The organism is Citrobacter sp. 172116965 (assembly GCF_013458095.1).
Taxonomy (GTDB): domain Bacteria; phylum Pseudomonadota; class Gammaproteobacteria; order Enterobacterales; family Enterobacteriaceae; genus Citrobacter; species Citrobacter braakii.
Genome location: NZ_CP046673.1, coordinates 986,527 through 999,049 on the forward strand (window position 1 = coordinate 986,527; position 12,523 = coordinate 999,049).

Below are 12,523 nucleotides of genomic sequence, written 5' to 3' on the forward strand. Positions count from 1 at the left end.
AGACTATACTTGTCACATCTTGCGTGGTGGGTATGGTCTGACTGAAACAAGCTTTCAAGGATTCGTAACGTGATCAACGATATCAGAAAAGATGCTGAAGTACGCATGGACAAATGCGTCGAAGCGTTCAAAAACCAAATCAGCAAAATTCGCACGGGCCGTGCTTCTCCTAGCCTGCTGGATGGTATTGTCGTGGAATATTACGGCACACCGACCCCGCTGCGCCAGCTGGCAAGCGTAACGGTTGAAGATTCCCGTACCCTGAAAATCAACGTGTTCGACCGTTCTATGGGGCCAGCCGTTGAGAAAGCAATTATGGCTTCCGACCTCGGTCTGAATCCAAGCTCTGCGGGTTCCGACATCCGCGTTCCGCTGCCGCCGCTGACTGAAGAACGTCGTAAAGATCTGACCAAGATCGTGCGTGGCGAAGCTGAAGGCGCGCGCGTTGCCGTACGTAACGTACGCCGTGATGCCAACGACAAAGTGAAAGCGTTGTTGAAAGAAAAAGAGATCAGCGAAGATGACGATCGCCGTTCTCAGGACGACGTACAGAAACTGACTGACGCAGCTATCAAGAAAGTTGATGCGGCGCTGGCAGAGAAAGAAACGGAACTGATGCAGTTCTGATTCGCCTGTACGCTAAAAACGCCGCTTAGAAGGCCTGAGAAGGCTGGATGGCGGCGTTTTGCTTTTTTCTGTCTATATACTCTAAATAATTCGAGTTGCAGGAAGGCGGCGACGCAGGGCATCCCCGGGAGCGTACACCCGTGCGTGACAGGGGTGAACGAGGAGAGCCAACGTACATGCAACTTGAAGTATGACGAGTAAAATTCTTCTGGATGTCTGATGAAGCAATTAACCATCCTGGGATCAACCGGTTCCATTGGTTGCAGTACGCTGGATGTAGTACGCCATAACCCGGAAAAATTTCGCGTTGCTGCGTTGGTGGCGGGTAAAAATGTCGTCCGTATGGTTGAGCAATGTCTGGAATTTTCTCCTCGCTATGCGGTAATGGACGATGAAAAAAGCGCTGCGTTGGTAAAAGCAGCTCTGCTGGAGCAGGGCAGTCGTACTGAGGTTATGAGCGGGCAGCAGGCTGCCTGTGATATGGCTGCGCTGGATGATGTTGATCAGGTTATGGCGGCGATTGTCGGCGCGGCGGGCTTGCTACCGACGCTGGCGGCAATCCGCGCGGGCAAAAGCATTTTGCTGGCGAATAAAGAGTCTCTGGTGACCTGCGGGCGTCTGTTTATGGACGACGTGCAACGCCACAAAGCACAGCTTTTGCCGGTAGATAGCGAACATAACGCGATTTTTCAGAGTTTACCGCAACCTATCCAACACAATCTGGGATACGCTGACCTTGAGCAAAATGGCGTCATTTCAGTTTTGCTTACCGGGTCTGGTGGCCCTTTCCGTGAAACGCCATTGCGCGATCTGGTTTCTATGACCCCCGATCAGGCATGTCGTCATCCGAATTGGTCGATGGGACGAAAAATCTCTGTCGATTCAGCCACCATGATGAATAAAGGTCTGGAATACATTGAAGCGCGTTGGTTATTTAATGCCAATGCAAGCCAGATGGAAGTGCTGATTCACCCGCAGTCGGTTATTCATTCGATGGTGCGTTATCAGGATGGTAGCGTTCTGGCGCAGTTGGGGGAACCTGATATGCGTACACCTATTGCTCATACGATGGCATGGCCAGAACGAGTGACGTCCGGCGTTAAGCCTGTCGACTTTTGCAAGCTCAGTGCGTTGACGTTTTCCGCACCTGATTACCAGCGTTATCCATGCCTGAAACTGGCGATGGACGCGTTTGAGCAAGGGCAGGCGGCGACGACCGCTTTGAACGCAGCGAATGAAATTACCGTTGCCGCATTCCTGGCGCAGCAGATCCGATTTACCGATATTGCTGACCTGAATTTATCCGTACTGGATAAGATGGATTTGCAGGAACCACAGAGCGTTGATGACGTGCTGAAGGTTGATGCTATCGCGCGGGAAGTCGCCAGAAAAGAAGTGATGCGACGCTCAAGCTGATGATAATCCCTCCACGGAGAATCGCGCTATTTGTTAGCGTTGGGCTTCAGTGATATAGTCTGCGCCACTCGATCGCGGGTATTTGTTTTTTTTCGGTCGGGTAAGCCGTGGTTTGACACGGCTTTTTTGTGGATGCACAAAATCATTCAGGTTGCATCAAGGTGGCAAGTGGATGAGTCCCCTGGAGCATACAAAGAGTATGTGACTGGGGCGAAGATCACAGCCAACGAAGGAGCAGCCTGAAGGATGAAGCGCAAAAGGCTTCAGTATTCCTGAGTACCGTATAATCCTTTCAGGGACTAAAAACGCGTTATGTTGTCTGCAACTAAACCATTAAGCGAAAATTTGCCAGCACATGGTTGTCGCCATGTAGCAATTATCATGGATGGCAATGGCCGCTGGGCGAAAAAGCAAGGGAAGATTCGCGCCTTTGGACATAAGGCCGGAGCAAAGTCCGTCCGCCGGGCTGTCTCTTTTGCTGCCAATAACGGTATTGATGCGTTAACGCTGTATGCCTTTAGCAGTGAGAACTGGAACCGACCCGCGCAGGAAGTGAGCGCGTTAATGGAGCTGTTTGTGTGGGCGCTTGATAGCGAAGTGAAAAACCTGCACCGCCATAACGTACGTCTGCGTATTATCGGGGATATCAGTCGATTTAACTCACGTTTGCAAGAACGGATTCGCAAATCAGAAGCGATTACTGCCCAGAATACCGGGTTGACGCTAAATATTGCAGCGAATTACGGTGGACGGTGGGATATAGTCCAGGGAGTCAGACAACTGGCACAACAGGTGCAGGATGGTCTGCTGCGTCCAGAGCAAATCGATGAAGAGATGCTGGGGCAGCAAATTTGTATGCATGAACTGGCTCCTGTGGATTTAGTGATAAGGACTGGGGGAGAGCATCGAATTAGTAATTTTCTGTTGTGGCAAATTGCCTATGCCGAACTTTACTTTACGGATGTTCTCTGGCCCGATTTCGATGAACAAGACTTTGAAGGTGCGCTGCATGCCTTTGCTAATCGTGAGCGTCGTTTCGGCGGCACCGAGCCCGGTGATGAAAAAGCCTGATGGGGGTCGCTTTTGCTGAAGTATCGCCTGATTTCTGCTTTTGTTTTAATACCCGTTGTCATCGCGGCGCTGTTTTTGCTGCCGCCGGTGGGGTTCGCCATTGTTACGCTGGCCGTCTGTATGCTGGCCGCCTGGGAATGGGGACAGTTAAGCGGTTTTACCACGCGTACGCAGCGAGTCTGGCTGGCTGTTTTGTGCGGGCTATTGCTGGCACTGATGCTATTTTTGTTGCCGGAATACCATCGCAATATTCATCAGCCGCTGGTTGAAGTATCGCTGTGGGCGTCGCTGGGCTGGTGGGTCGTGGCGCTGTTACTGGTGCTGTTTTATCCCGGCTCTGCGTCGGTCTGGCGTAATTCCAAAACATTACGCATAATTTTCGGCGTGTTAACCATAGTCCCTTTCTTTTGGGGAATGCTGGCGCTACGTGCATGGCACTATGATGAGAATCATTATAGTGGCGCGCTATGGCTGCTGTATGTCATGATCCTCGTCTGGGGAGCGGACTCGGGTGCCTATATGTTTGGTAAGCTGTTTGGCAAACATAAGCTGGCGCCGAAGGTTTCTCCTGGTAAAACCTGGCAGGGTTTTATTGGCGGACTCGCTACTGCTGCCGTGATCTCATGGGGTTATGGCATGTGGGCGAATCTTGAGGTTGCGCCTGTCACCTTGCTTATTTGCTCCATCGTTGCAGCCCTGGCCTCCGTGCTGGGTGATCTGACCGAGAGTATGTTTAAGCGTGAAGCAGGTATTAAGGACAGTGGTCACTTAATACCAGGACATGGCGGTATTTTGGATCGTATTGATAGCCTGACGGCTGCGGTACCGGTCTTTGCCTGCCTGCTGTTACTGGTATTCAGGACGCTCTAACGGATGGTCTTATGCTGAGTATTCTCTGGAATCTGGCTGCATTCATCGTTGCACTTGGTGTGCTTATCACCGTGCATGAATTTGGTCATTTCTGGGTTGCACGGCGCTGCGGAGTCCGCGTCGAACGCTTTTCCATTGGCTTTGGAAAAGCGCTTTGGCGGCGTACCGATAAATCAGGTACGGAATACGTCATCGCCCTGATTCCCCTCGGCGGTTACGTCAAAATGCTGGATGAGCGCGCTGAACCGGTCGCACCGGAGCTGCGCCATTACGCTTTCAACAATAAAACGGTTGGACAACGCGCAGCCATCATCTCCGCAGGTCCGATTGCCAACTTCCTTTTTGCTATTTTCGCGTATTGGCTGGTGTTTATCATCGGTGTCCCTGGCGTTCGTCCGGTTGTTGGTGAAATAACACCCAACTCGATTGCCGCACAGGCGCAAATTCAGCCGGGTACGGAACTAAAAGCGGTTGATGGTATCGAAACCCCTGATTGGGATGCCGTGCGATTACAACTGGTATCCAAAATTGGCGATGAACATACGACTCTCAGCGTGGCGCAGTTTGGCAGCAACCAGCGGCAGGACAAAACGCTGGATTTACGCCATTGGGCATTTGAGCCAGACAAAGAGGATCCTGTTTCCAGTTTAGGGATTCGCCCGCGCGGTCCGCAGATTGAATCGGTCCTGTCAGAAGTGCAGGTAAACTCCGCTGCAAGTAAGGCGGGTTTGCAAGCTGGCGACAGGATCGTTAAAGTCAATGGTCAGCCGCTGACGCAATGGATGACGTTCGTGACGCTGGTGCGCGATAATCCGGATAAGCCGTTAGCGCTAGATATTGAAAGACAAGGAAGTTCCTTGTCTTTAACGTTAACCCCAGATTCAAAACAGGTTAACGGGAAGGCAGAGGGTTTTGCGGGCGTGGTGCCTAAAGTTATTCCTCTGCCTGATGAGTATAAGACTGTACGCCAGTATGGGCCATTCAGCGCCATCCTCGAAGCCTCGGATAAAACGTGGCAGTTGATGAAGCTGACGGTCAGTATGCTGGGAAAATTGATTACCGGTGATGTAAAACTGAACAACCTCAGTGGGCCGATTTCTATCGCCCAGGGGGCTGGGATGTCAGCGGAGTTCGGGGTTATTTATTACCTGATGTTCCTTGCGCTTATCAGCGTGAACTTAGGGATAATCAACCTGTTTCCGTTGCCCGTTCTTGACGGGGGGCATCTGCTGTTCCTGGCGATTGAAAAGCTGAAGGGCGGTCCGGTATCCGAGCGGGTTCAAGACTTTAGTTATCGCATTGGCTCTATCTTGCTGGTGTTGTTAATGGGGCTTGCACTTTTCAATGATTTCTCTCGGTTGTAAGAGAGTGTTAGGAAGAACGCATAATAACGATGGCGATGAAAAAGTTGCTCATAGCGTCGCTGCTGTTTAGCAGCGCCACCGTATACGGTGCTGAAGGGTTCGTAGTGAAGGACATTCATTTCGAAGGCCTACAGCGAGTCGCCGTTGGTGCGGCTCTCCTCAGTATGCCGGTGCGCACAGGCGACACGGTTAATGATGAAGACATCAGTAATACCATTCGTGCTCTGTTCGCCACCGGTAACTTTGAGGATGTCCGCGTCCTGCGCGATGGTGATACCCTTCTGGTTCAGGTAAAAGAACGTCCGACGATTGCCAGCATCACTTTCTCCGGTAACAAATCGGTGAAAGATGACATGCTCAAGCAAAACCTCGAGGCTTCTGGTGTGCGTGTTGGCGAGTCTCTGGATCGCACCACGCTAGCCGATATCGAAAAAGGGCTGGAAGATTTCTACTATAGCGTTGGTAAGTACAGCGCCAGTGTGAAAGCGGTGGTAACGCCGTTGCCGCGTAACCGCGTTGACCTCAAGCTGGTCTTCCAGGAAGGCGTTTCGGCGAAGATCCAACAGATCAATATCGTCGGCAACCATGCTTTCTCGACCGACGAACTGATCTCTCACTTCCAACTGCGTGATGAAGTGCCGTGGTGGAACGTGGTGGGCGATCGTAAATACCAGAAACAGAAACTGGCGGGCGATCTTGAAACCTTGCGCAGCTACTATCTGGATCGCGGTTATGCTCGCTTCAATATCGATTCCACCCAGGTTAGCCTGACGCCGGATAAAAAAGGTATCTACATTACCGTTAACATCACTGAAGGCGATCAATACAAGCTTTCAGGGGTACAGGTGAGCGGTAACCTGGCTGGGCACTCCGCCGAAATTGAGACCCTGACCAAAATCGAGCCAGGCGAACTCTATAACGGCACCAAAGTGACCAAAATGGAAGATGATATCAAGAAGCTTCTGGGTCGCTATGGCTATGCCTATCCGCGCGTACAGTCGCAACCTGAAATCAACGACGCCGACAAAACCGTTAAATTACGCGTAAACGTGGATGCAGGTAACCGTTTCTACGTGCGTAAGATTCGTTTTGAAGGTAACGACACCTCTAAAGATTCCGTTCTGCGTCGCGAAATGCGCCAGATGGAAGGTGCCTGGTTGGGTAGCGATCTGGTCGATCAGGGTAAAGAGCGTCTGAACCGTCTGGGTTACTTTGAAACTGTCGATACCGATACTCAGCGTGTACCGGGTAGCCCGGATCAGGTTGATGTGGTCTATAAGGTTAAAGAGCGTAACACCGGTAGCTTTAACTTCGGCGTTGGTTACGGTACTGAAAGCGGCGTGAGCTTCCAGGCTGGCGTTCAGCAAGATAACTGGTTAGGTACCGGTTATTCAGTCGGGATCAACGGCACCAAAAACGACTATCAGACCTATACTGAGTTGTCTGTCACCAACCCATATTTCACCGTTGATGGGGTGAGCCTTGGTGGTCGCGTTTTCTACAATGACTTTAAAGCGGATGATGCAGACCTGTCCGACTATACCAACAAAAGTTATGGTACTGACGCAACGCTCGGCTTCCCGATCAACGAATACAACACCTTGCGTGCGGGTGTGGGTTATGTGCATAACTCCTTGTCTAACATGGATCCACAGGTTGCAATGCAACGTTATCTGGTTTCAATGGGTAAGGATCCTGACGCTGATAGCTTTAAATCAGACGATTTCACCTTCAACTATGGGTGGACATATAACAAGCTGGACCGTGGGTACTTCCCAACGGAAGGTACGCGTGTCAACCTGAACGGTAAAGTAACCATTCCGGGTTCTGACAACGAATACTACAAAGCGACGTTGGATACCGCGACCTATGTGCCGATCGATGACGATCACAAATGGGTTGTTCTGGGTCGCACGAAGTGGGGCTATGGTGACGGCATCGGCAGCAAAGAGATGCCGTTCTACGAGAACTTCTATGCCGGTGGTTCCAGCACCGTGCGTGGTTTCCAGTCCAACACCATCGGTCCAAAGGCTGTCTATTTACCGGCTAATCGTTATAACAACGATAGCGATTACGATAACGAATGTGACGCCACCAATACTTCACCGTGTAAATCGGATGATGCGGTAGGCGGTAACGCCATGGCTGTCGCCAGCCTGGAATTTATTACCCCGACGCCGTTTATCAGCGACAAGTATGCCAACTCGGTCCGTACCTCATTCTTCTGGGATATGGGTACCGTTTGGGATACGAACTGGGATTCAGCTAAGTACTCTGGTTATCCGGACTACAGCGATCCGAACAATATCCGTATGTCAGCGGGTATCGCTTTACAATGGATGTCCCCATTGGGGCCGTTGGTTTTCTCCTACGCCCAGCCGTTCAAGAAGTACGATGGAGACAAAGCGGAACAGTTCCAGTTTAACATTGGTAAAACCTGGTAATTGTTCTTCGCAAAGGAATGTAGTGGTAGTGTAGCGATGACTTTAGGCGATCTTGCATGGGATCGCCTGGCCACGCAAAGAACTGTACCTTCGGGTGCAAATGGGATGGTAAGGAGTTAATTGTGAAAAAGTGGTTATTAGCTGCAGGTCTCGGTTTAGCGATGGCAACGTCCGCACAGGCTGCTGACAAAATTGCAATCGTCAACATGGGTAGCTTGTTCCAACAGGTTGCACAGAAGACGGGCGTTTCTGCTACGCTGGAAAACGAGTTCAAAGGCCGTGCCAGCGAACTGCAGCGTATGGAATCTGATCTGCAATCTAAAATGCAGCGTCTGCAATCCATGAAAGCGGGTAGCGATCGTACCAAGCTGGAAAAAGACGTCATGGCTCAGCGTCAGACTTTCTCTCAGAAAGCTCAGGCTTTTGAGCAGGATCGTGCGCGTCGTTCCAACGAAGAACGTGGCAAACTGGTTACTCGTATCCAGACAGCTGTGAAATCTGTTGCTAACAGTCAGAGCATCGATCTGGTTGTTGACGCAAACACCGTTGCATACAACAGCAGCGATGTAAAAGACATCACCGCTGACGTACTGAAACAGGTTAAATAAGTAATGCCTTCAATTCGACTGGCTGATTTAGCAGAGCAGTTGGATGCAGAATTACACGGTGATGGCGATATCGTCATCACCGGCGTAGCGTCCATGCAATCTGCGCAAACTGGCAATATCACGTTCATGGTGAATCCTAAGTACCGTGAACACTTAGGCGTATGCCAGGCCTCTGCCGTTGTGATGACGCAGGACGATCTTCCTTTTGCTAAGAGTGCTGCGCTGGTAGTGAAGAATCCCTACCTGACCTATGCACGTATGGCGCAAATCTTAGATACCACGCCGCAGCCCGCACAAAACATTGCACCGAGTGCAGTGATCGATGCGACGGCGAAGCTGGGTAATAATGTTTCTGTGGGCGCAAATGCGGTCATTGAGTCTGGCGTAGAACTGGGCGATAACGTCGTTATCGGCGCAGGCTGCTTCGTCGGAAAAAATACTAAAATCGGCGCAGGTTCACGCTTGTGGGCGAATGTGACGATTTACCACGACATTCAGATCGGTGAGAATTGCCTGATCCAGTCCAGCACTGTCGTCGGATCTGATGGATTTGGTTACGCGAACGATCGCGGTAACTGGGTGAAGATCCCGCAGCTTGGTCGCGTGATTATCGGCGATCGCGTCGAGATCGGCGCTTGTACCACCATTGACCGTGGTGCGCTGGACGATACTGTGATCGGTAATGGTGTTATCATTGATAACCAGTGCCAGATTGCGCATAACGTTGTGATTGGCGACAATACGGCGGTAGCCGGTGGCGTCATTATGGCGGGTAGCCTGAAGATTGGCCGTTACTGCATGATTGGCGGCGCCAGCGTGATCAATGGGCATATGGAAATATGCGATAAAGTCACGGTTACTGGCATGGGTATGGTGATGCGTCCTATCACCGAACCTGGCGTCTATTCCTCAGGCATTCCGCTACAGCCCAATAAGGTATGGCGTAAAACAGCTGCACTGGTGATGAATATTGATGATATGAGCAAGCGTCTCAAAGCGATTGAGCGCAAGGTTAATCAACAAGACTAAAGCACCGTTTTTGCATGTCTGACTTTTCGGCCTGTCCCATTCATACGATTGCGACAGGCCGTGTTATTATTGCCTTTTAGTATATTTTGACAGGAAGAGTATTTTGACTACTAACACTCATACTCTGCATATTGAAGAGATTTTAGAACTTCTGCCGCACCGTTTTCCGTTTCTGCTGGTTGACCGCGTGCTGGATTTTGAAGAAGGTCGCTTTCTGCGCGCAGTGAAAAATGTATCTGTTAACGAGCCTTTCTTCCAGGGCCACTTCCCGGGTAAACCTATTTTCCCTGGCGTACTGATTCTGGAAGCAATGGCGCAGGCCACTGGTATCCTCGCGTTTAAAAGCGTAGGGAAACTGGAACCAGGTGAACTGTACTATTTTGCGGGTATTGACGAAGCGCGCTTTAAGCGTCCTGTCGTGCCAGGCGATCAGATGATCATGGAAGTGACTTTCGAGAAAACGCGCCGCGGCCTGACCCGTTTTAAAGGGGTTGCGCTGGTCGACGGTAAAGTTGTGTGCGAAGCAACGATGATGTGTGCCCGTAGCCGGGAGGCCTGATACGTGATTGATAAATCCGCCTTTATTCACCCAACTGCCATTGTGGAAGAAGGCGCCAGCATTGGCGCTAACGCTCACATTGGCCCATTTTGTATTGTTGGACCCCATGTTGAAATTGGTGAGGGTACCGTACTGAAGTCTCACGTTGTCGTGAATGGCCATACAAAAATTGGTCGTGATAACGAGATCTATCAGTTTGCCTCCATCGGTGAAGTTAACCAGGATCTGAAATATGCTGGCGAACCGACCCGCGTGGAAATTGGCGATCGCAACCGCATCCGCGAAAGCGTCACCATTCATCGTGGCACAGTGCAGGGCGGTGGAGTGACGAAGGTGGGCAGCGATAACTTACTGATGATTAATGCGCACGTCGCGCATGATTGTACGGTAGGCAACCGCTGTATTCTGGCGAATAACGCCACGCTTGCCGGGCATGTATCGCTGGATGATTTTGTTATCATCGGCGGCATGACTGCGGTGCATCAGTTCTGCATCATCGGCGCGCATGTGATGGTTGGCGGCTGTTCTGGCGTTGCTCAGGACGTGCCTCCATACGTTATCGCCCAGGGCAACCACGCAACGCCATTTGGCGTCAATATCGAAGGTCTGAAGCGTCGTGGGTTCACCCGCGAAGCGATTACCGCGATTCGTAATGCCTACAAAGCGTTGTACCGTAGTGGTAAAACGCTGGAAGAAGTGAAACCGGAAATCGCGGAACTGGCGAAACAGTACCCTGAAGTTCAGGCTTTCAGCGACTTCTTTGAGCGCTCAACGCGTGGTCTGATTCGTTAATGACTGAGCAGCGTCCTTTAACGATTGCCCTCGTCGCCGGAGAAACCTCCGGCGATATTCTTGGTGCAGGGTTAATCCGTGCACTCAAGGCTCGCGTTCCCAATGCGCGTTTTGTTGGCGTGGCGGGTCCGCTGATGCAGGCCGAAGGCTGTGAAGCCTGGTACGAAATGGAAGAGCTGGCGGTAATGGGCATTGTTGAAGTGCTCGGACGCCTGCGCCGTTTACTGCAAATACGCGCCGATCTCACTCGCCGATTTACCGACTTAAAGCCGGATGTTTTCGTCGGTATTGATGCGCCTGATTTCAATATTACCCTCGAAGGGAATTTGAAAAAGCAGGGCATTAAAACCATTCATTACGTCAGCCCCTCTGTGTGGGCCTGGCGACAGAAACGCGTTTTCAAAATAGGCAGATCCACCAATATGGTGCTGGCCTTTCTGCCTTTCGAAAAAGCGTTTTATGACAAATTTAACGTCCCGTGCCGCTTTATCGGTCATACCATGGCAGATGCCATGCCGTTGGACCCGGATAAAAACGCGGCTCGCGATGTTCTGGGTATTCCCCATGACGCTCACTGCCTGGCGCTATTGCCAGGAAGCCGTGGCGCAGAAGTGGAGATGCTCAGCGCCGATTTTCTGAAAACGGCGCAGTTGTTACGCCAGCATTATCCAGATCTCGAAGTGGTAGTGCCGTTGGTGAATGCCAAACGTCGCGAGCAGTTTGAGCGCATTAAAGCTGAAGTTGCACCGGAGCTTTCCGTACATCTGCTTAATGGGATGGGACGTGAAGCGATGGTTGCCAGCGATGCCGCACTGCTGGCTTCCGGCACCGCTGCGCTGGAATGTATGCTGGCAAAATGCCCGATGGTGGTTGGCTATCGTATGAAACCTTTCACCTTTTGGCTGGCAAAGCGTCTGGTGAAGACCGATTACGTTTCGCTACCTAACCTGCTGGCGGGAAGAGAACTGGTTAAAGAGCTGTTGCAGGAAGAGTGCGAACCGCAGGCGCTGTCGCAAGCGCTGTTGCCGTTGCTGGCGAATGGCAAAACCAGTCATGCGATGCACGACACATTCCGTGAACTGCATCAGCAGATCCGTTGCAACGCTGATGAGCAGGCGGCGGATGCGGTCCTGGAGTTAGCGCAATGATTGAATTTGTATATCCGCATACGCATTTAGTGGCGGGTGTAGATGAAGTTGGACGTGGTCCTTTGGTCGGCGCGGTCGTCACTGCCGCCGTCATTCTGGATCCGGCTCGCCCTATTATCGGTCTTAACGACTCAAAAAAACTGTCGGAAAAACGTCGCCTGGCGCTATTCGATGAGATTAAAGAAAAAGCGTTAAGCTGGAGCCTGGGGCGTGCGGAACCACATGAAATCGACGAGTTGAATATTTTACATGCCACTATGCTGGCCATGCAGCGTGCGGTTGCGGGTCTGCATATAGCGCCGGAATACGTACTGATCGACGGCAATCGTTGCCCGGCATTACCGGTGCCATCGCTTGCGGTGGTAAAAGGTGATAGCCGTGTGGCGGAGATTAGCGCGGCGTCGATACTGGCAAAAGTTACACGTGATGCTGAAATGGCGGCCCTGGATACGGTGTTCCCGCAGTATGGCTTTGCACAGCACAAAGGCTATCCAACCGCTTTTCATCTGGAAAAGTTGGCAATGCATGGCGCAACAGAGCACCATCGCCGTAGTTTTGGCCCCGTCAAACGCGCACTGGGACTCACGTCCTGATT

The 12,523-nt window shown here is 51.4% G+C and carries 12 protein-coding genes; all 12 read left to right on the top strand.

What is annotated here, in order from left to right:
* Positions 1-69 precede the first annotated feature (69 nt).
* On the top strand, positions 70-627 hold the full coding sequence (gene frr, locus GPJ68_RS04730; RefSeq protein ID WP_016151760.1) for a ribosome recycling factor: 558 nt from the start codon (positions 70-72) through the stop codon (positions 625-627).
* 219 nt (positions 628-846) lie between these two features.
* Complete coding sequence (gene ispC, locus GPJ68_RS04735; protein ID WP_046275346.1) at positions 847-2,043, top strand: 1-deoxy-D-xylulose-5-phosphate reductoisomerase; 1,197 nt, start codon at positions 847-849, stop codon at positions 2,041-2,043.
* A 312-nt stretch (positions 2,044-2,355) separates the two neighbouring features.
* On the top strand, positions 2,356-3,114 hold the full coding sequence (gene ispU, locus GPJ68_RS04740) for a (2E,6E)-farnesyl-diphosphate-specific ditrans,polycis-undecaprenyl-diphosphate synthase (protein ID WP_003018543.1): 759 nt from the start codon (positions 2,356-2,358) through the stop codon (positions 3,112-3,114).
* 12 nt (positions 3,115-3,126) lie between these two features.
* Positions 3,127-3,984, top strand: a complete 858-nt coding sequence (cdsA, locus tag GPJ68_RS04745; RefSeq protein ID WP_016151762.1) for a phosphatidate cytidylyltransferase — start codon at positions 3,127-3,129, stop codon at positions 3,982-3,984.
* 11 nt (positions 3,985-3,995) lie between these two features.
* Positions 3,996-5,348 carry a sigma E protease regulator RseP gene (gene rseP, locus GPJ68_RS04750; RefSeq protein WP_104651517.1) on the top strand — a complete coding sequence of 451 codons (1,353 nt, stop codon included), beginning with the start codon at positions 3,996-3,998 and terminating at the stop codon, positions 5,346-5,348.
* A gap of 29 nt (positions 5,349-5,377) precedes the next feature.
* Positions 5,378-7,792: an outer membrane protein assembly factor BamA gene (gene bamA / locus GPJ68_RS04755; RefSeq protein WP_016151764.1), complete on the top strand. Its 2,415-nt coding sequence runs from the start codon at positions 5,378-5,380 to the stop codon at positions 7,790-7,792.
* Positions 7,793-7,914: 122 nt separating this feature from the next.
* The gene (skp, locus tag GPJ68_RS04760) at positions 7,915-8,400 is read left to right on the top strand and encodes a molecular chaperone Skp (protein ID WP_016151765.1); all 486 of its coding nucleotides are present in this window, start codon (positions 7,915-7,917) and stop codon (positions 8,398-8,400) included.
* Between the two features lie 3 nt (positions 8,401-8,403).
* A complete protein-coding gene (gene lpxD, locus GPJ68_RS04765) occupies positions 8,404-9,429 on the top strand; it encodes a UDP-3-O-(3-hydroxymyristoyl)glucosamine N-acyltransferase (RefSeq protein ID WP_003018531.1) in 1,026 nt (341 codons plus the stop codon).
* A 103-nt stretch (positions 9,430-9,532) separates the two neighbouring features.
* Positions 9,533-9,988, top strand: coding sequence for a 3-hydroxyacyl-ACP dehydratase FabZ (fabZ, locus tag GPJ68_RS04770; protein WP_003018528.1), 456 nt, complete (start codon positions 9,533-9,535; stop codon positions 9,986-9,988).
* A gap of 3 nt (positions 9,989-9,991) precedes the next feature.
* Positions 9,992-10,780 (top strand): acyl-ACP--UDP-N-acetylglucosamine O-acyltransferase, encoded by a 789-nt coding sequence (gene lpxA / locus GPJ68_RS04775; protein WP_003018525.1) that lies wholly within the window; start codon positions 9,992-9,994, stop codon positions 10,778-10,780.
* Positions 10,780-11,928, top strand: coding sequence for a lipid-A-disaccharide synthase (gene lpxB, locus GPJ68_RS04780; RefSeq protein ID WP_080859352.1), 1,149 nt, complete (start codon positions 10,780-10,782; stop codon positions 11,926-11,928). Before lpxA ends, lpxB begins: the two co-directional genes overlap by 1 nt.
* Positions 11,925-12,521 carry a ribonuclease HII gene (gene rnhB / locus GPJ68_RS04785; RefSeq protein ID WP_019078405.1) on the top strand — a complete coding sequence of 199 codons (597 nt, stop codon included), beginning with the start codon at positions 11,925-11,927 and terminating at the stop codon, positions 12,519-12,521. The genes lpxB and rnhB overlap by 4 nt, the downstream gene beginning before the upstream one ends.
* The last annotated feature ends 2 nt before the right edge of the window (positions 12,522-12,523 follow it).

Coding starts and splice junctions, on each gene's coding strand:
- lpxD (WP_003018531.1), top strand. CDS start 8,404: ATGCCTTCAATTCGACTGGCTGATTTAGCAGAGCAGTTGGATGCAGAA.
- rnhB (WP_019078405.1), top strand. CDS start 11,925: ATGATTGAATTTGTATATCCGCATACGCATTTAGTGGCGGGTGTAGAT.
- bamA (WP_016151764.1), top strand. CDS start 5,378: ATGGCGATGAAAAAGTTGCTCATAGCGTCGCTGCTGTTTAGCAGCGCC.
- lpxB (WP_080859352.1), top strand. CDS start 10,780: ATGACTGAGCAGCGTCCTTTAACGATTGCCCTCGTCGCCGGAGAAACC.
- ispC (WP_046275346.1), top strand. CDS start 847: ATGAAGCAATTAACCATCCTGGGATCAACCGGTTCCATTGGTTGCAGT.
- ispU (WP_003018543.1), top strand. CDS start 2,356: ATGTTGTCTGCAACTAAACCATTAAGCGAAAATTTGCCAGCACATGGT.
- rseP (WP_104651517.1), top strand. CDS start 3,996: ATGCTGAGTATTCTCTGGAATCTGGCTGCATTCATCGTTGCACTTGGT.